General features: G+C 73.0%; 17 protein-coding genes. 5 read left to right on the top strand and 12 right to left on the bottom strand.

Annotated features, from left to right (window positions below; all coding sequences use genetic code 11):
• Nucleotides 1–45 precede the first annotated feature (45 nt).
• From AB8A24_RS29475 to AB8A24_RS29500, 6 genes are all read right to left on the bottom strand, one after another.
• Nucleotides 46–1,452: a cytochrome P450 gene (locus AB8A24_RS29475; protein ID WP_328960266.1), complete on the bottom strand. Its 1,407-nt coding sequence runs from the start codon at nucleotides 1,450–1,452 to the stop codon at nucleotides 46–48.
• Nucleotides 1,449–2,069, bottom strand: coding sequence for an ATP/GTP-binding protein (locus tag AB8A24_RS29480; protein WP_328960265.1), 621 nt, complete (start codon nucleotides 2,067–2,069; stop codon nucleotides 1,449–1,451). Before AB8A24_RS29480 ends, AB8A24_RS29475 begins: the two co-directional genes overlap by 4 nt.
• The gene (locus tag AB8A24_RS29485) at nucleotides 2,050–2,409 is read right to left on the bottom strand and encodes a DUF742 domain-containing protein (protein ID WP_266480358.1); all 360 of its coding nucleotides are present in this window, start codon (nucleotides 2,407–2,409) and stop codon (nucleotides 2,050–2,052) included. The genes AB8A24_RS29480 and AB8A24_RS29485 overlap by 20 nt, the downstream gene beginning before the upstream one ends.
• Nucleotides 2,406–2,813 carry a roadblock/LC7 domain-containing protein gene (locus AB8A24_RS29490; RefSeq protein WP_030713382.1) on the bottom strand — a complete coding sequence of 136 codons (408 nt, stop codon included), beginning with the start codon at nucleotides 2,811–2,813 and terminating at the stop codon, nucleotides 2,406–2,408. Before AB8A24_RS29490 ends, AB8A24_RS29485 begins: the two co-directional genes overlap by 4 nt.
• Before the next feature lie 6 nt (nucleotides 2,814–2,819).
• Nucleotides 2,820–4,307, bottom strand: a complete 1,488-nt coding sequence (locus tag AB8A24_RS29495) for an ATP-binding protein (RefSeq protein ID WP_328960264.1) — start codon at nucleotides 4,305–4,307, stop codon at nucleotides 2,820–2,822.
• A gap of 410 nt (nucleotides 4,308–4,717) precedes the next feature.
• Nucleotides 4,718–5,353: a WHG domain-containing protein gene (locus tag AB8A24_RS29500; protein ID WP_328960263.1), complete on the bottom strand. Its 636-nt coding sequence runs from the start codon at nucleotides 5,351–5,353 to the stop codon at nucleotides 4,718–4,720.
• Between the two features lie 73 nt (nucleotides 5,354–5,426).
• Here AB8A24_RS29500 and AB8A24_RS29505 point away from each other — a divergent pair, with 73 nt between their 5' ends.
• From AB8A24_RS29505 to AB8A24_RS29515, 3 genes are all read left to right on the top strand, one after another.
• Complete coding sequence (locus AB8A24_RS29505; protein WP_369478046.1) at nucleotides 5,427–6,215, top strand: SDR family NAD(P)-dependent oxidoreductase; 789 nt, start codon at nucleotides 5,427–5,429, stop codon at nucleotides 6,213–6,215.
• A 342-nt stretch (nucleotides 6,216–6,557) separates the two neighbouring features.
• Nucleotides 6,558–7,340, top strand: a complete 783-nt coding sequence (locus AB8A24_RS29510; protein WP_328960261.1) for a sulfite exporter TauE/SafE family protein — start codon at nucleotides 6,558–6,560, stop codon at nucleotides 7,338–7,340.
• 211 nt (nucleotides 7,341–7,551) lie between these two features.
• A complete protein-coding gene (locus tag AB8A24_RS29515; RefSeq protein WP_328960260.1) occupies nucleotides 7,552–8,334 on the top strand; it encodes a crotonase/enoyl-CoA hydratase family protein in 783 nt (260 codons plus the stop codon).
• A 54-nt stretch (nucleotides 8,335–8,388) separates the two neighbouring features.
• Here AB8A24_RS29515 and AB8A24_RS29520 read toward each other — a convergent pair whose 3' ends face one another.
• The gene (locus AB8A24_RS29520; RefSeq protein WP_328960259.1) at nucleotides 8,389–8,766 is read right to left on the bottom strand and encodes a hypothetical protein; all 378 of its coding nucleotides are present in this window, start codon (nucleotides 8,764–8,766) and stop codon (nucleotides 8,389–8,391) included.
• Nucleotides 8,767–8,863: 97 nt separating this feature from the next.
• On the opposite strand from AB8A24_RS29520, the gene AB8A24_RS29525 reads away from it, so the two are divergent.
• The gene (locus tag AB8A24_RS29525) at nucleotides 8,864–9,604 is read left to right on the top strand and encodes a DJ-1/PfpI family protein (protein WP_328960258.1); all 741 of its coding nucleotides are present in this window, start codon (nucleotides 8,864–8,866) and stop codon (nucleotides 9,602–9,604) included.
• 17 nt (nucleotides 9,605–9,621) lie between these two features.
• Here the strand turns inward: AB8A24_RS29525 and AB8A24_RS29530 are convergent, their stop codons facing one another.
• The 4 genes from AB8A24_RS29530 to AB8A24_RS29545 all read right to left on the bottom strand — a co-directional run bounded on the left by AB8A24_RS29530 (nucleotide 9,622) and on the right by AB8A24_RS29545 (nucleotide 14,676).
• Entirely contained in the window at nucleotides 9,622–9,975 is a 354-nt protein-coding gene (locus AB8A24_RS29530; RefSeq protein WP_328960257.1) for a UBP-type zinc finger domain-containing protein, read from the bottom strand.
• Complete coding sequence (locus tag AB8A24_RS29535; protein WP_328960256.1) at nucleotides 9,972–11,465, bottom strand: ATP-binding protein; 1,494 nt, start codon at nucleotides 11,463–11,465, stop codon at nucleotides 9,972–9,974. The genes AB8A24_RS29530 and AB8A24_RS29535 overlap by 4 nt, the downstream gene beginning before the upstream one ends.
• On the bottom strand, nucleotides 11,462–13,138 hold the full coding sequence (locus AB8A24_RS29540; protein ID WP_328960255.1) for an FAD-dependent oxidoreductase: 1,677 nt from the start codon (nucleotides 13,136–13,138) through the stop codon (nucleotides 11,462–11,464). The genes AB8A24_RS29535 and AB8A24_RS29540 overlap by 4 nt, the downstream gene beginning before the upstream one ends.
• A gap of 194 nt (nucleotides 13,139–13,332) precedes the next feature.
• Nucleotides 13,333–14,676 (bottom strand): helix-turn-helix domain-containing protein, encoded by a 1,344-nt coding sequence (locus tag AB8A24_RS29545; protein ID WP_369478047.1) that lies wholly within the window; start codon nucleotides 14,674–14,676, stop codon nucleotides 13,333–13,335.
• Between the two features lie 221 nt (nucleotides 14,677–14,897).
• Between AB8A24_RS29545 and AB8A24_RS29550 the strand changes: the two genes are divergently transcribed.
• A complete protein-coding gene (locus tag AB8A24_RS29550; protein WP_369478048.1) occupies nucleotides 14,898–15,623 on the top strand; it encodes a DUF4232 domain-containing protein in 726 nt (241 codons plus the stop codon).
• On the opposite strand, the gene AB8A24_RS29555 is transcribed toward AB8A24_RS29550, so the two are convergent.
• Nucleotides 15,618–16,358 (bottom strand): ABC transporter ATP-binding protein, encoded by a 741-nt coding sequence (locus AB8A24_RS29555; protein ID WP_369478049.1) that lies wholly within the window; start codon nucleotides 16,356–16,358, stop codon nucleotides 15,618–15,620. The two genes, AB8A24_RS29550 and AB8A24_RS29555, sit on opposite strands and share 6 nt — an antisense overlap.
• Nucleotides 16,359–16,448 lie beyond the last annotated feature (90 nt).

The raw sequence follows: 16,448 nt of genomic DNA on the forward strand, positions 1-16,448 counted from the left end.
CCGAGGCCCCGGCCGGTGCGGCCGGGGCCTGGGTACGGAGGGCCGTCAGCCGATGCCGAGCAGCCGCCGCCACCAGCTCACCCCGCGGCGCCGGCGACCGGGGACCACGGGCGCCGCCGTCGGCTGCGGCGGGACGAACACGTGCTCGGGGTGCTCGGGGTGCCCGGCCGGCTGCTCGACCAGGGGCTGCGCGTTCGGCACGGAGCGCGGGGCGAACCGTACGGGCAGGGACAGCAGATGGCGCGACATGAGGGTGCCGCGCCACTGCAGTTCGCTCGCGTCGACCGCCAGCTGGAGGTCGGGCAGCCGGTCCAGCAGGACCTCGATGCCGGTGTCCGCGATGGCGCGACCGATGTCCTGGCCCGGGCACTCGTGCGGACCGCTGCTGAACGCCAGGTGGGAACGGTTGCCGTGGACGGACGCCTCGGGGTCCGGTCGGATCTGCGGGTCGGCGTTGCCCGCGGCCAACCCGAGCAGGATCATGTCGCCGGCCTTCACCTGCCGGCCGCCGAGCAGGGTGTCACCGGTGGCCCAGCGCCCGATGATCGTGTTGATCGGCGGGTCGTCCCACAGGACCTGTTCCAGGGCGTCGGGCAGCGTCATGTGGCCTCCGGAGAGGCTGGCCCGGAAGCGCGGGTCGGTCAGTACGGTCCGCAGCGTGTTGGCGATCAGGTTGGCGGTGGTCTCGTAGGCGGCGATCAGGACGACGCGCAGGTGCATCAGCACCTCGGTGTCGCTCAGGTTCGCGGGGTGCTCGATCAGCCAGGAGGCCAGGTCGCGCACGGGACTGGCCTTGCGCTCCACGACCAGCTGCTCCAGCGTGGCGGTGACGTAACGGTCGCTCTGGAGGGCCGTCTCGGTCCCCTGGAGCATGTCGCGCGCCGCGTTGACCAGCAGGGGGCCGTGCTCGTCGGGCGCCCCGATGAGCTGGGTCATGACCAGCATGGGCAGCTGGTCGGAGAAGGCCGACACCAGGTCGGCGTACCCCTCACCCGCGATCTGGTCGACGAGCTGGTTGGCGAAGCGGGTCACGTAGCGGCGGATGCCGCGCTTGTCGAAGCGTGCCAGGGATTCCACCACGGCCGCGCGCAGCCGCTCGTGCACGGGACCGTCGGTGAAGTTGCACACCGGCACCCAGGAGACCATCGGGCCGAGCGGGGTGTCCGCCGGCACCCGGCCCTCCCGCATGTCGCGCCAGCCGCGCGGGTCGCGGGCGAAGCGTGAGGACGTGCGCGCCACGTCCAGGTTCTCCCGGTGGCCGAGGACCAGCCAGGCCGGGAGGTCGCCGCTCACCAGTACGGGGGCCACCGGCCCGTGTTCGGCGCGCAGCTTCTCGTACAGCGCGAGGGGGTCGGCCTGGGCCTCCGCTCCGTGGAGCCGGTAGAGACCGCCCGAGGTCGCCGCCGCCGCGTGGGCGGGGCACTCGGGCGGTGGGGTGGGGGTGGTGCTCACATTGCCTCCTGGGTGGCTGCCTGGGAGTGCAGGTAGCGCATGAGGGTCAGCAGGACATCGCGGGACGAGTCCCGCCGTCTGGCGTCGCAGACGAGGATCGGGACGGTGGGCGGCAGATCGAGGGCCTGGCGCAGTTCCTCCAGCGGATGCTCGGGTGCGCCGGGGAAGGAGTTGACGGCCACGACGAAGGGGACGCCCCGCTCCTCCAGCCGTCCGATGACATCGAAGCTGATCTCCAGGCGCCGGGTGTCGAGGAGGACGACCGCTCCGAGCGCGCCCTCGAAGAGCCCGCGCCACAGGAACCAGAAACGCTCCTGGCCAGGTGTGCCGAACAGGTAGAGGACGAGCTCGTCGTTGATGCTGATGCGGCCGAAGTCCATGGCGACGGTGGTGGTGATCTTGCGGTCCACGCCCCAGGTGTCGTCGATGCCGACGCCGGCCCTGGTCATCGTCTCCTCGGTCGTCAGCGGCTTGATCTCGCTGACCGCACCGACCATCGTCGTCTTGCCCACGCCGAACCCGCCGACGATGACGATCTTCACGGCGGCCGCGGCCGTCTGCGGAAGTATGTCCGCCGGGCCTGGCCCGGCGGGCGGCTCAGAGCTTCTGAAGTCCATCGATCACTGCCTCGATCAGAGCAAGGTCGGGTAGCTGCGCGGCGGGAACGGGCGGGCGGACGTACACGCGCTGAGCGGCCATCAGGTCCCCGACCAGCACGGTGACGACGCTCACGGGCAGGCCCGCGTACGCGGCGATCTCGGCCACCGACAGCGGTGACTGGCACATCCGTAGGATGGCCGCCTGCTCGGGCTGCATCTCGGGCCGGCCGGACCCTTTGGCCACGACTAAGGTCACGAGGTCCAGATGGACGGCGGTGGAGGGTCCACTGCGTCCGCCGGTGATGACGTAGAGCCGTTCGGGGCTGCTGTCCTCCCAGCTTGTGGGTGGCTCATTCACGCGGGCTGCCCGTCATGTCGGGGCGGGCTGCTCAGGTGGTCCCCCATTCGGGTCACCAGGTTGCGCATCTGCGCGCCCATCAGGCCCGCGTCCACGCCCTCGTCGGCGAGGACCGCGAGGTAGGAGCCGTCGCCGGCGGCCATCAGGTAGAAGAACCCGCCGTCCATCTCGATCACGACCAGGCGCATCCGGCCCTCCGAGCGGGGCAGTTCCGCGGCCACCGCTCCGGCCAGGCTCTGCAGGCCCGCGCAGGCCGCCGCCAGGCGGTCGGCCGTGTCGGTCTCCGCCCCGTACTGCGCCACGCACAGCCCGTCCGCCGACAGTACGATCACGTGCCGCGTCTGCGGCACTCCGGCGGCCAGGTCCTTGAGCATCCAGTCCATGCTGCTGATTCGCTGGGTCATCACTGCTTACGCCCCCTTGGTCGCTGAACCCGACGTGCCTTCGGTACCCGGAGCATCGTGGCCGGGCGTGCCGGACAGTCCGCTGTGGAACGCCTCCAGCCACATTCCGGGGCCGCCGTCGTCGGCGGACCGGGGCTCCGGGGCCGGGCGGGCCTCGGAGGTGGCCACCCGGTCCTTCCGTCGTCGCTGCGGCAGGCCGGTTGCCGTGCGTGCGGCCACCTCCGGCTGCCCGGCACTGACGGGCGCCGGCCTGGGGGCCGGAGCCGGGGCCGGAGCCGGCCGGGGTACGCCCATGCCCGCCGACGTGTGGTCGAAGGGGTGCTCGCGCGGGGTGGCGGCCACCGCCCTGGGCCCCGAGGAGGAGCCGATGCCGTGGGCGAGACCGGTCGCGGAGGAGGCCGTGGTGATCAGGTGCTGCGGCACGATCACCACGGCGCGGACGCCGCCGTACGCGGACGAGCGCAGGGACACCTGGAACCCGTACGCCTGCGCCAGCCGGCCGACCACCGCCAGACCCAGGCGCGGTGTCTCGCCCAGGTCGTTGAGGTCGATCCCGGACTGTGCCTGCGCGAGCATCTTCTCCGCCCGGCTGCGGGCCTCCTCGCTCATGCTCAGGCCGCCGTCCTCGATCTCCACGGCGATGCCCGACTGCACCTCGACGGCGGTGAGGTGGACCCGGGTGTGCGGCGGCGAGTACCGGGTGGCGTTGTCCAGCAGCTCCGCCAGGGTGTGGATCAGCGGTTCCACGATCGGACCGACGACGGCGACCTCGGAGACGGAGTGGAGCTCGACGCGCTGGTAGTCGATGATCCTCGACATCGCGCCGCGCATCACGCTGTACAGGGTGACGGCCCTGCTCCACTGGCGGCCGGGGCGCGCGCCGCCGAGGACCGAGATGGAATCGGCGAGCCGGCCGATCAGGGCGGTGCCGTGGTCGAGCCGCAGAAGGTCGCCGAACACGTCCGGGTTGCTGCCGTGCCGGTCCTCCATCTCGCGCATCTCGTGGGCCTGTTGGTGGACGATCGCCTGCACGCGCCGGGCTACGTTCACGAAGGCGCGCTGTGCCGAGTCGCGAAGGCTCTCCTCGTTGTCGACCGCGTCGATGACGTGGGCCAGCACCGCCTGGAGAGCGGCCCTGAAGCGTGGGGTCAGGGCCTCGTCGTCGCCCCAGCGGTTGCCGCGGCCGCCGCGGCCGCCCAGGGCGGTCAGCACCTCCTCGGCCAGCTCGCCCTTGCGTAGGCGCTCGATGGCCTCGGGCAGTACGGACTCGGACAGCCGGGCCGCCTCGACCTCCTGCCGGGCCAGGGCGTGCTGGAGCGCCGCGACCTGGGCGCGCCCGGCGGTGAGCGCGCGGCCGCGCCGTCTCGCTTCGACGAAGACCGCTGCGGTGCACACGGCGCCGACGGCGATCAGGGCGGTGCCGAGCGGTGCCGAGGAGGAAGCGAGCGCCCCTACCAGGCAGGCGACGGCCACGACCGCGATCGCGGGCAGCATCCGGCTTGCTCTTCCCTCCAGGTGGGGACTTTCGGGGGGAGTACCTCTTTGCTCCATCGGCGTCCTCGAACTATCGAAAAGGGGGGCCTTCTGACCGGTGGGCGGGAGCATAACTACGCTCAACTTCCCTCATGCCGGCTTTCGTTGGAGTTCATCGGACCGGAGGAACTGTTATGCGCCATCGATGACGTCGGATTTCGGCGAGAAAAGGGGCCCGCGCACGTTCCGCGCCGGCAAAACAGGCGGTCAGCGGCCTGCCGACCCCGATTTCCGGGCGGAAATGCGCGGGCACGATCCGATCGGTTCCGGCCGCACCCCTTTGTTCACCGGTGGCGTCGCGGACGGATATGCGCTAAGGGGTGTCCTGTCGACCGGACCCCGCGAGCCCGGCGTGATAGGCGAGAGGCACCCTAGGGGGTCCGGCCGGCTGCTCCGAGGCCGGTGAGCAGCACGTCGAGGGCGAGTTCGGTCGCCTCCTCCAGCGGCGTGTCCTCCAGGAGGGAGCCGACGGCCAGGGCCGCGAGGCCGTGCACCACGGAGAAGGCGACCTGGGCGAGCCGGGCCGGGTCGCCCGCCCGTACGACGCCCTCCCGCTGGGCGAGGGCGATCAGTTCGGCGGCGATCTCCAGGCTCTGGTGGCCCAGTTCGCGCAGTTCGGCGCTGGACCGGTCGGCATGCTTGGCCGTGAACATCAGGCTCAGCAGCGGGGCGTGCGCGACGGCGAAATCGATGTACGCGCGGCCCATGCCGGCGAGCCGGGTGGTGACGGGTCCGGAGTCGCCCACGGCGGCCCGGAGGCGTGCGTTGAGGCGGGTGAAACCGCCCACGGCGAGCGCGTCCAGCAGCGCCTGGCGGTCGCGGAAGTGGCGGCCCGGCGCCGCGTGGCTGACACCGAGGTCCCGCGCGAGGGCGCGGAGGGAGAGGCTGTCCGCCCCCGAGGTCGCGAGCACGTCCTCCGCGCGTGCGAGCAGGGCCTCCCTGAGATTGCCGTGGTGATAGGGCGCATCGGCGTCGGCCAAGGCGATCTCCTCCTCTGATGTTGTCATTGACAACAATGTTTGCTCTGCCTACATTCAAGTATCGACCATCAACCGGAGTCCCGGAACGGAGCGCCGACCCATGTCTATGACATACCGCGGAACCACAGCCCTGATCACCGGGGCGAGTGCAGGCCTCGGTGTCGAGTTCGCCCGGCAGTGGGCGCAGGGCGGAGCGGACGTCGTCCTCGTCGCTCGGCGCGTCGACCGGCTGAAGGAGCTGGCGGCGGACCTGGAGCGCGACCACGGGGTCAAGGCCCGCCCGATCGCCGCGGACCTCGCCCGGCCCGGTGCCGCGGCAGCGCTGCGCGCGGAGCTCGACGCACTCGGCGTACCGGTGCACACCCTGGTCAACAACGCGGGCTTCGGCGCCCACGGCCCCTTCGCCGACGAGGACCCCACCCGGATCAGCGAGATGATCCAACTCAACGTGCTCGCGGTCACGGAGCTGACCCGGGAGTTCCTGCCCGCCCTGACGGCCGACGGCCGGGGCGCCCTCGTCACCGTGGCCAGCGCGGCCGCCTACCAGCCGACCCCGGCGATGGCGGTCTACGGCGCCACCAAGGCCTTCGTCCTGAACTTCACCGAGGCCGTCGCGTACGAGACGCGCGCCTCGTCCCTGCGGGTGCTCGCCGTCTCGCCGGGGCCGGTCCGCACCGAGTTCTTCGACGTCGTCGGCAGCCGGGACGCCGCCGTGGGCCGGATGGCCACGCCGGAGCAGGTCGTCACCGCGACGCGGCGGGCACTGGAACGCGGCAGGACCCCGGCCAGCATCGTGGTCGGCCTCACCAACCGGCTCAACGCCACGGCGTCCGCCCTGGTTCCCCGCCGCCTCGCCCTGGCCGTGGCAGGGCGCGCCCTCAAGGCGTGACCGGGCGCGGAACCGGATCGAGGCGGGCCCCGACGACGTCCGGACGCGCCTCCCGAAGCACCGAAGGGCGGGCCGTCACAGGGGTGACGACCCGCCCTTCGGGCCAGGGTGGACAGGCCTACCGGGCGGCGCGGCAGTGCGGCGGCTCGGTGGTGCGGCACGCGTCGGGTCGATCCGGCTCTCCACCCCGGGCGGGTGGCACGCCCGACCTGCAACGACGGCGGTGGCGCGGCTGCAAGCCGGGATGCGCCTGCTGCTCGTGAACATCTCGTTGCCGGATCACGCTCCCGCCACCCGCTCCGTCGATACTGACCGGGCGATCACGGAGCGGCGGGGGCAGCGGTGGAGTGGACGATCTGGGCCGGGTTCGCGGCAGGCCTGCTGATCTCGACGGTGACCGCTCCGGTCGGTGTGTCCGGGGCGGTCTTCCTCCTGCCGGTCCAGCTCAGCGTCCTCGGCGTGCCGAGTCCCGCGGTCACGCCGACGAACCTGCTGTTCAACGTGGTGGCCGGGCCAGGCGCACTGTGGCGCTACCGCCGCGGTGGCGCTCTGCGCGGCGGACTGGCCCGGCGCCTCGTCGCCTGGACGCTGCCCGGCGTCATCGCGGGCGCCGCCATCCGCGTCTTCGCCCTCCCCGGCCCCGGCATCTTCCGCATCCTGGTTGCCGCCTTCCTGCTGCCGCTCGGCGCGTGGCTGTGCCTGCGCACCCTGCGCCCCGCTCGGCGGCGGCCGGACGCGGTCGAGCCGTCGGCGCGCGTGCTCGCCGCCCTGGCCCTGACGGTCGGAGTGATCGGCGGGATCTACGGGATCGGCGGTGGTTCCCTGCTCGGGCCCATCCTCGCCGCGCGCGGCATGCCCATGGCGCGCATCGCACCGGCCACCCTCGCCGCGACCTTCACCACCTCCGTCGCCGGGGCCGCCGCGTACGCGCTGCTGGCCCTGGCGAGCCCGGGGCCCGTCGCGCCCGACTGGTGGCTGGGCCTGGCCTGCGGCGCCGGAGGGTTGATCGGCGGCTATCTCGGCGCACGTCTCCAGCCGCACCTGCCCGAGACCTCGCTCCGGCTCCTGCTCGGCGCTCTCGCGGCCGCTCTCGGTGCGTTGTACGCCGCCCAGGCGCTGTCCTGACCCCGGGGCGGTCGGCCCAGTGGCCGCGCGGGGCGACAGGCGGTCGCCGAACCGACCCTCCAGCCGCGCCGACAACAGGAGGAGAAGACACTCCAGGCGCTCACCGAGGAGCGGGTGCGCATCGCGCGGGAACGGCACGATGTGGTCGAGTCCCGCGCGCGGCGGCCTCCCCACCCCACAATGGAGACCGGCGAGCGGGAGGGGAACGGGCATGGCGGACGAGCAGGCCTCGGTACGTGTGGAGCGGGACGGCCCCGTGTACACGGTGATCCTGAGCAGGCCGGAGGTACGCAACGCCGTGGACGGGCCGACGGCGGCACGACTGGCCGATGCGTTCCGGGAGTTCGAGTCGGACGAGGACGCGGCCGTCGCCGTGCTCTGGGGCGAGGGCGGCACGTTCTGCGCGGGCGCCGACCTCAAGGCCATCGGCACCGAACGCGGCAACCAGGTGCTCGCCTCCGGCGACGGACCCATGGGGCCGACCCGGATGCGGCTGAGCAAGCCGGTGATCGCGGCCGTCGCGGGGCACGCGGTGGCGGGCGGTCTGGAGCTCGCGCTCTGGTGCGACCTGCGGGTGGCGGAGGAGGACGCGGTGTTCGGCGTGTTCTGCCGCCGCTGGGGCGTCCCCCTGGTCGACGGCGGTACCGTGCGACTGCCCCGCCTGATCGGCGAGAGCCGGGCCATGGACCTGATCCTGACGGGCCGTCCGGTGTCGGCGACCGAAGCGCACGGGATCGGGCTGGCCAACCGCGTGGTCCCCACGGGCCGATCGAGGGCGGCCGCCGAGGAGCTGGCCCGCGAGATCGCCGGATTCCCCCAGGTCTGCCTGCGCCACGACCGGTTGTCCGTCCTGGAACAGCACGGACGGACCGAGGAGGACGCGCTGGCGGGGGAGTACCGGCACGGCCTGGTGCCCCTGACCGCGGGCGAAACGCAGGCCGGAGCGGACCGGTTCGCCGCAGGGTCGGGCCGGCACGGCGCCTTCGGACAGTAGCGGTTCGGGGTCGAGGAGCGGCGTGCCCGGCCGCCGCGTCCCTGGTCATGGCCGTCAGCCGCGCCGCCGGCCCTCGGCGAAGGCGCGGGCGGCGGCCAGGTCGTCCCCGTTCGGACGCCGCTTGTTGATGCCACCGAGCAGCTTGAACGGTGCCCACGTGTCGAACCCTCGGCAGGCGAAGGTGCCTTCGACCTCGAAGCCCTTGCCTTCGAGGAGCCGTACCGACGGACGGGTGAACGGCGCGAGAGGGAACTCCGGCAGACCGCTCGTGGCGAAGACGACGTGCGTACCAGCAAGGTCTTCATGAGCGTCTCCTTCGTTCGTCGCCTTCCGCAGCGGGGACCGGACAGGCCCGCCGGATGTGACAACCCGCGCGGTGACGCCGATCCGCGCGACGGGGAGCGCTGACTGCTGTGGTGCCCGCCACAACACGGCGCGGGAACCCGACCGATGGCCGCCTCGACTCCTGTCGTAGAGCGACGGGCCGGTCCCGCCGAGGCCGGCCGCAGCGATCGGAAGGAACCATCGGATGAACCGCAGGAACGTGCTCCGGGCCCAGGTCGCCGTCGGGGCCGCGGCCGCGTTGGGGGGTGCCGCCGGGGTGGCCGCGGCGGCACAGCCGAGCCCGGCCGGGAAGCCGGCCGGGCCGTTACGCGTGCACGTGGTCCTGTACGACGGTGTGGAGGAGCTCGACTTCGCCGCGCCCTACGAGGTCTTCTGCGCGGCCCGGTTCTTCACGGACCGGGAGGTGGACGTTCGTTACGTCTCCACTTCCGGGCCGGGGGTCGTGCGGGCCGCCTACGGCACGCGCGTGACCGTCGAGCACGGTTGGGATCCGCGAGCGGCGGACATCCTCCTCGTGCCCGGCGGCGGATACGCACGCCGCGACAGCCCCGGCGTATGGGCCGAGATCCGCAGCGGCGTCCTCCCGAAGCAACTGGCCGCGGCGGCACGTTCCGGCCTCACCGTCAGCGCCGTCTGTACGGGCACCATGCTGCTGGCGGCCGCCGGGTTGACCACGAACCGCCCCTGCACCACCCACCACAAGGCGCGGCCCGACCTCGAGAAGCAGGGCGGCCTCCTGAAGAACGGCCGTGTGGTGGACGACGGCGACCTGGTCACCGCCGGTGGCATCACCTCCGGGCTGGACCTCGCCCTGTGGCTCGTCCGCCGCGAACTCGGCGCCGAGGCCGCGACGGGCGTGGAGGCCATGCTCGAGTACGAGGCCCGCGGCACCGTATGGACGCCGCCCTGCGCCGGACGGCGATAGCCGGCGGTAGGTGCAGGTCAGCGATGCAGTCGCCGGGTCCAGTCCTCGGGTACCCGGCCGGCCGGGCCCGGGACCGGCTGGTCCGCCGGGTGGTCGCGCGGAGCGGTCAGTTCGGGGCCGGAGTCGTACAGGGCGTCCGTGTCGTAGTTCCAGAACCACTCCTCGCCCGGCTCGAAGCTCTGCACCAAGGGGTGGCCGGTGGACTTCCAGTGGGCGGTGGCGTGCTGGGCCGGCGAGGAGTCGCAGCAGCCGATGTGGCCGCACTGGGCGCAGCGCCGCAGGTGGAACCACCAACCGCCCAGCTCGTCGCACTCGACGCAGCCGGTGCCGGTGGGCGCGGCGCCCGGGTCGATTCCCTCGATGTCGCTCATGCGGGCTCCTCAGCGGTCTCGGTCTCGGTTTCCGTCCCTGTTTCGGCTTCGGCGTCGGGGGCCGGCGCGGTCAGGGGCAGCAGCACCTGGAACCGGGTGTCACCGGGGGCGGACTCGACCTGCAGGCTGCCGTGGTGCTTGTTGACCACGATCCGCCAGGAGATGTCGAGGCCGAGTCCGGTGCCCTCGCCGACCGGTTTGGTGGTGAAGAAGGGGTCGAAGATGCGGCTGCGGATGTCCGCCGGGATACCGGGCCCGGTGTCGCGGAACTCCACCAGCAGGCGGTCGCCCTCGCGCGCCGTCCGGACCGTCAACGTGCCCTCGCCACCGGTGCTCCCGATGGCGAACACGGCGTTGTCGATGAGGTTGGTCCACACCTGGTTGAGCTCCGCCGGGTAGGCGGGCACGTCCGGAACGGAGCGGTCGTACTCCTTGACGACCCGCACGCGGGAGCCGATCTTGCCGGACAGCATCAGCAGCGTGCTGTCGAGGAGTTCGTGGACGTCGACGACCCGGTACGGGGCGCGGTCGAGCTGCGAGTACTGCTTGGCCGCGTCCACGAGGTGGGAGATGCGGGTGGTGGAGTCGTCGATCTCATCCATCAAGAGCTCGGTCTCGACCGTGTAGTTGAGCCAGCCGATCGCCGACGGCAGGATCTCCTCGGCCACGGTCGCCGCGACCTGCTCCAGCCAGTCCGTGTCCAGGCCGGCCTGGACGAAGGTCGGCGCGAGCCGCCAGCCCTCCGCGATGCCGTGGTCGTCCAGCCAGTCGGCGAGTTCGTCCTCCCGGTCGGAGGCCTCCAGCGGACTGAGCGCGGTCGCCTTCGCGACGCGCTCGACGGTCCGCTCCTGGATCTCGATGAGGTCGGCGATCGTCTCGCGCGAGTACTGGCCCTGGGAGATGTGGGCCAGCTTGTGCCGCATCTTGCCGACCCGCTCCCGCAGGGTCGCCGTGGCCCGGACGGCCGCCGCCGCCGGGTTGTTGAGCTCGTGGGTGAGGCCGGCGGACAACGACCCCAGAGCCAGCAGCCGTTCGCGCTGCCCGATGGCGCGCTGGGTGTTCTTGGAGCCGAAGAACAGTCCCTCCAGCAGGTGCGCCGCCATCGGGAACCACTCCCGCATGATGTCCGCGAACGACTGCGCGGGCAGTACGAAGAACCGTGTCGGCTCGGTCACCCGCATCGAGTTGGTGTACGTCTGCGGCACCTGGTCACCCAGGTACGCCTGCATCGCCCCCGCGTACACGCCGCGCTGCGAGGTGCGGCTCACCTCGACGTCGTCGCCGCCGACCCGGCGGGACAGGACGACGGTGCCCTCGATCATCACGTAGAAGCAGGTGGCCGGGCTGCCCTCGGTGTACACCGGACCGACTTCGAACCGCTCCACCCGCCCCTCGCCGCACAGCCGCCCGAGCTGCTCGGGGGTGAGCTTCTCGAACAGGAACAGCGAGGAGATCTCCTGCGGGCTGCAGGGCATGACCTGTCCGCTCATGACTGCTCCAGGTACCGGTGGACGAGCATCACGGCCATGGCTCCCTCTCCGACGGCGGACGCGACGCGCTTCGCGGACTGGGCGCGTGCGTCGCCCGCCACGAACACGCCGGGAATGTTGGTCTCCAGGTGGTAGGGCGGCCGGTCCAGTCCCCACTCGGCCGGCGGGCGCCCGTCCGCCGTCAGGTCCGGACCGGCCAGGATGAAACCGTGCTCGTCGCGCAGCACCGTACCGTCCAGCCAGTCGGTCAGCGGGGCCGCGCCGATGAACACGAACATCCACTGCGCGTCGACGAGTTCGCTCGCTCCGCCGTCCGCGTCCCGCAGCGTCAGCTGCTCCAGGTGTCCCTCGCCGTGCGCCGCCTCGACGACCGTCCTGGTGCGTACGGTGATGTTCGGCGTCTCCTCGATCTGCTGGATCAGGTAGTACGACATCGACGCCGTCAGGGACTCCCCGCGCACCAGCAGCGTCACCGACTTGGCGCCGCGCGCCAGGTACATGGCCGCCTGCCCGGCCGAGTTGGCGCCGCCCACGATGTACACGTCCTGCCCCTGGCAGGAGGCCGCCTCGGTGAGCGAGGAGCCGTAGTACACCCCGCAGCCGGTCAGTTGGTCGCAGCCCGGCGCGCGGAGCTGCCGGTACGACACACCGGTCGCCAGGATGACGCTGTGGGCGGCGATCGCCGAGCCGTCCGAGAAGCGGACGACGCGCGCCGCGCCGTTCACCTCCAGCCCCGTGACCTCGCGCGCCGTCAGGATCTCGGCGCCGAACCGACCGGCCTGGCGGCGGGCCCGCTCCGTGAGCTGGGCACCGGACACGCCGTCCGGGAAGCCGAGGTAGTTCTCGATGCGGGAGCTCTGGCCGGCCTGTCCGCCGGTCGCCGACCGCTCGATCAGTACGGTACGCAGCCCCTCGGAGGCCCCGTACACCGCCGCGCCGAGCCCGGCCGGGCCGCCACCGATGACGACGAGGTCGTAGAAGTCGGCGGCCGGCGTCGTCGCGAGGCCCACGTGGGCGGCCAGTTCGGGCGCTTCCGGTTCGATCAGCGCGGTGCCCTCGGGCGTGATCACCAGCGGTAGCCGGCGGCCGTCGGCCCCGGCCGCCTCCAGCAGCCGCCGCCCCTCCGGCTCGTCGGAGGAGTACCAGCGGTACGGCACCTGGTTGCGGGCCAGGAACTCCCGCACGTCCGAGGAACGCGCCGACCAGCGGTGCCCCACCACCTTGGTGGCGGGGACCGGACGGTAGTCGCTGGTGCGCCAGGCCGTGAGCAGATCGTCCACGACCGGGTAGAGCTTCTCCTCCGGCGGGTCCCACGGCTTGAGCAGGTAGTGGTCGAGGTCGACGACGTTGATCGCGTCGATCGCCGCGTTGGTGTCGGCGTACGCGGTCAGCAGCACCCGCCGGGCGCCCGGGTACACGGCCAGGGCCTGTTCGAGGAACTCGATGCCGTTCATCTGCGGCATCCGGTAGTCGGCGAGGATCACCGCCACCAGGTCGCCGCGCAGCTTCAGCTCGCGCAGCGCGTCCAGCGCGGAGTCGCCGGACTCGGCGCGCACGATCCGGTACTCCGCGCCGTAGCGCCGCCGCAGATCACGGGCGATGGCCCGGGAGACCCCCGGGTCGTCGTCCACGGTCAGGATGACGGTCCGCGCTGTGTCGGCGGCCTGTGCCATACGTCGTCTCCACCCCGAGTGCTCTGGGCGGGCGGCCCGGCGAGCCGCTCGCGCCGGTTCCCGCCCATCGTAGGGGCGATCCTCCGGGACCGCCCCGGGACCAGGTGGGTCGTGCGCTCCTGGTACTCACCCGGTCGCTCCTGGTCAAGTGCCTGCGGGCCGGTTCCGGCCCGGCCGGCGGTGGGGGCGCGGGGTCAGGAACCCGTGCCCGCCCGGACCCAGCCCTCGCCGCCGAGGGGGAACTCGTAGCCGGGCCGGCCGTCGCGTCCGCTGGTGCGGAAGGGCCGGCCGTTGTGGTCGATCGCGAGGGTGCCGTGGCGGGAGCCGCTGGACCAGGACAGCTCCAGGTACCAGCTCACGTCGTGGGCGGAGGCGGCGGCCAGGATGTGGAACACCTCGGGCTGCGACTCGGTCACCGAGAACGGGAAGCCCCGCTGACCCTCCGTGGGGACGACGGCCGGTCGCGCGGAGTCGAGGGAGACGCCGAACGAGCGGGTCGGGACGCCCGCGCCGCAGCCCACGCCCGGGTAGCCCATGGCGTAGTCGTTCCAGGGGAGCGGCGCACGCTTGGCCACCGTGCGGACGGTCAGGCCGTCCAGGACCACCGTGTCCGTGCCGGAGCCCTGCAGGGTGAGGGTGACGTACTGCTCGCCGGCGGGTACCGCCCCGGCCGCCGCGACCCAGGCGGGCGCGTCGCGTTCCACGGGGGGTGGTCCCACCTGGGCCGGGGGCTTGTCGATCAGGTAGTGCTGGCCGCAGGGGGCCTCCCAGGTGTGCGGGCGGACGGTGACCTTCACCGGCGCACCGGCAGCGTCGCCGGCGCCGCCGCCGGTTCCGCTCGCGCCCCCGGTTCCGCCTCCGGTTCCGCCTGCGCCGCCGCTTCCGGGCGCGGGGGCGGCGGGGGTGGGGCCGGAGGGCGCGGCCACGGACGGCGACGGTGACGGCGACGTCGGTGCCGAGGATCCGGCGGGGCCCTGTGGGGACTTCTCCGCACCGGGGGTGCGGCCGGCGGCGACAGGGCTGTCCCGGACGTCGGCGCCCCGTCCCGGCCGGCCCCCGTCGAGCGTGAGCACCCAGGTCAGGGCGGTGACGGCGGCCACGACCGGCACGGCCACCGCGGCGAGCACGGCCCTGCGCGGGCGGGGCCGCCGGGTCGGCGCGGGCGGCCCCGCGGTCCCGGCCACCGTCGGGACCTCCGCGACCTCCGCGGGTGCCGCGTCGGCCTCCGCGGGTGCCGCGGCCGCCACTTCGATCGCCGCCGGGCCGCTCGTGTCCGCGCCCCTGCGCGGGCGGTTCGTGTCGGCCTCCACCCAACCCCGGTGCAGAGCCAGGAGTTCCTCGGGGGTGGCCTTGCAGAGGCGCGCGAGCCGTTCGACCGGTGCGTAGTCCGCCGGGACGACCTCGCCGCTGCAGTAACGGTGCAGTGTCGACGTACTCATGTGGAGCCGTGCGGCGAGCGTTCCGTAGCTGAGCCCGGACCGCTCCTTCAACTGCCGCAGCAGCCCGGCGAACTCGGGTCCAGCCGTGTCCTCCGGCACCGTTCCTCCCACCCCCTGGCCTGTCCCGCATCCCAGGAACAGGTTGTTTCCGCAGCTCAGAGCCTGTTTCGGTATCCCAGCATGCCGGATTGCCCAGCGGATGTGGCGGCTGGGACGGATCACCGCTCAGGCTGGGGTCATCCAAGCACACCGCTTCCGGCGGCCGGTCCGGACGGACCTCGACCGGCCCTGCGGTCACGCCCCTTGAGAGGTCGTCAGTCATGCACGCGTTCCACGGCACCCCGCTCGTCCGCACCTCCCGTCCGCACCCGTTCCGGCGCTTCGCGGGAGTGGCCGCGGCTTCGCTCGTCCTCCTCTCCCTCACCGCGTGTCAGGACGGTACGGGCTTCAAGGACGGGGGAGAGGCGGCCGCTTCGGACTCCGCCGGAGTGGCCACCGAGGGACCCGTCACGACCACCGCCCCCTCGACCGCCCCCTCGACCGCCCCGGCCTCCGCGCCGGCCTCCGCGCCGGCCCCCAAGAGCTCCGCCGCCCCGTCGGCCCCGTCGGGCGCGGGGGAGCGCGTCCTGTGCAACGGCTCGACCACGCGTGTCACCGCGCAGCCCGTCTCCAGGCCGCTCAACCACATGCTGATCACGGTGAAGAACACCGGGTCGAAGACCTGCGATCTGACGTACCACCCCGTCCTCCGCTTCGACGAGATGCAGTGGGTGCCGGCCGCGCGGCCCGAGACCCGGCCGCAGGCCGTGGTGTCCCTCGCGCCGGGCGAGTCGGGCTACGCGGGGGTCCTGCTGTCGGCGGCCGACGGGAGCGGCGAGGGCGGGACGACGGGACACCGGCTCACGATCGCCTTCCAGGGCCGTACGCCCCTCAGCGACGGCGGCGCGTCCGCGACCCCGGACCTCCCGGCCGCCGGTGTCGCCTACGACAGCTCGCTGAGCGTCACCTACTGGCAGCGCAGCAGCGCGGACGCGCTCGGCTCATGAGTCGGTGTCGACGATGCGGCCGTCGCGCAGTTCCACGACCCGGTCGGCGAGTTCGATCAGGTTCGGGTCGTGCGTGGCGACCAGGATGGTGACCGACTCGCTGCGCACCACCGCGCGCAGCAGTTCCATCACCGAGCGGCCGGTCTCCGAGTCGAGCTGGCCCGTGGGCTCGTCCGCGATGATCAGCTCGGGGTCGTTGGCCAGGGCGCGGGCCACCGCCACGCGCTGCTGCTGGCCGCCGGAGAGCTCGCCCGGGCGCTGCTCGGCGTGGTCGGCGAGCCCGACCAGAGCCAGCAGGGTACGGGCGCGCTCCTCGCGCACCTTGGCGGGGACGCGCCGCAGCCGCATCGGAACGCCGACGTTCTCGGCGGCCGTCAGGACGGGTATCAGGCCGAAGGACTGGAAGACGAAGCCGATGCGGTCGCGGCGCAGGGCGAGCAGGCCCGACTCGTCGAGGGCCGCCAGGTCGGTGCCGTCGAGGGTGATGCGGCCGCCGGTCGGGGTGTCGAGACCGCCGACGAGGTTGAGCAGGGTGGTCTTGCCGGAGCCCGACCGGCCCCTGAGGGCGGTGAGTTCGCCGCGGCGGACCTCGAAGGACACGCCGCGCAGGGCGTGGACGGCCTGCGGACCGCTGCCGAAGCTGTGGTGCACGTCGTCGACGACCACGATCGGCGAGTCGTCGCCCTCCCGCGGTGCCTTCGTCGCGACCGTGGTCGGTTCCTGGTGATGCCTCATCGCGTCTGTTCCCCCGTCGCGTTGTCCGCACGGGGCGCCCGGCCCCGCGTCCCGCACACGCTGCCGCTGCAGCTTTCCGATCGCATTTGC

The sequence above is a fragment of the Streptomyces sp. BF23-19 genome (genome assembly GCF_041106355.1).
GTDB lineage: Bacteria > Actinomycetota > Actinomycetes > Streptomycetales > Streptomycetaceae > Streptomyces > Streptomyces virginiae_A.

Excerpts from the sequence above, each read along its gene's own strand:
- AB8A24_RS29505 (WP_369478046.1), top strand. The coding sequence starts at position 5,427 with ATGTCTATGACATACCGCGGAACCACAGCCCTGATCACCGGGGCGAGT.
- AB8A24_RS29525 (WP_328960258.1), top strand. The coding sequence starts at position 8,864 with ATGAACCGCAGGAACGTGCTCCGGGCCCAGGTCGCCGTCGGGGCCGCG.
- AB8A24_RS29530 (WP_328960257.1), bottom strand. The coding sequence starts at position 9,975 with ATGAGCGACATCGAGGGAATCGACCCGGGCGCCGCGCCCACCGGCACC.
- AB8A24_RS29555 (WP_369478049.1), bottom strand. The coding sequence starts at position 16,358 with ATGAGGCATCACCAGGAACCGACCACGGTCGCGACGAAGGCACCGCGG.
- AB8A24_RS29540 (WP_328960255.1), bottom strand. The coding sequence starts at position 13,138 with ATGGCACAGGCCGCCGACACAGCGCGGACCGTCATCCTGACCGTGGAC.
- AB8A24_RS29515 (WP_328960260.1), top strand. The coding sequence starts at position 7,552 with ATGGCGGACGAGCAGGCCTCGGTACGTGTGGAGCGGGACGGCCCCGTG.
- AB8A24_RS29490 (WP_030713382.1), bottom strand. The coding sequence starts at position 2,813 with ATGACCCAGCGAATCAGCAGCATGGACTGGATGCTCAAGGACCTGGCC.
- AB8A24_RS29480 (WP_328960265.1), bottom strand. The coding sequence starts at position 2,069 with ATGGACTTCAGAAGCTCTGAGCCGCCCGCCGGGCCAGGCCCGGCGGAC.
- AB8A24_RS29495 (WP_328960264.1), bottom strand. The coding sequence starts at position 4,307 with ATGCTGCCCGCGATCGCGGTCGTGGCCGTCGCCTGCCTGGTAGGGGCG.
- AB8A24_RS29550 (WP_369478048.1), top strand. The coding sequence starts at position 14,898 with ATGCACGCGTTCCACGGCACCCCGCTCGTCCGCACCTCCCGTCCGCAC.
- AB8A24_RS29535 (WP_328960256.1), bottom strand. The coding sequence starts at position 11,465 with ATGAGCGGACAGGTCATGCCCTGCAGCCCGCAGGAGATCTCCTCGCTG.
- AB8A24_RS29500 (WP_328960263.1), bottom strand. The coding sequence starts at position 5,353 with ATGACAACATCAGAGGAGGAGATCGCCTTGGCCGACGCCGATGCGCCC.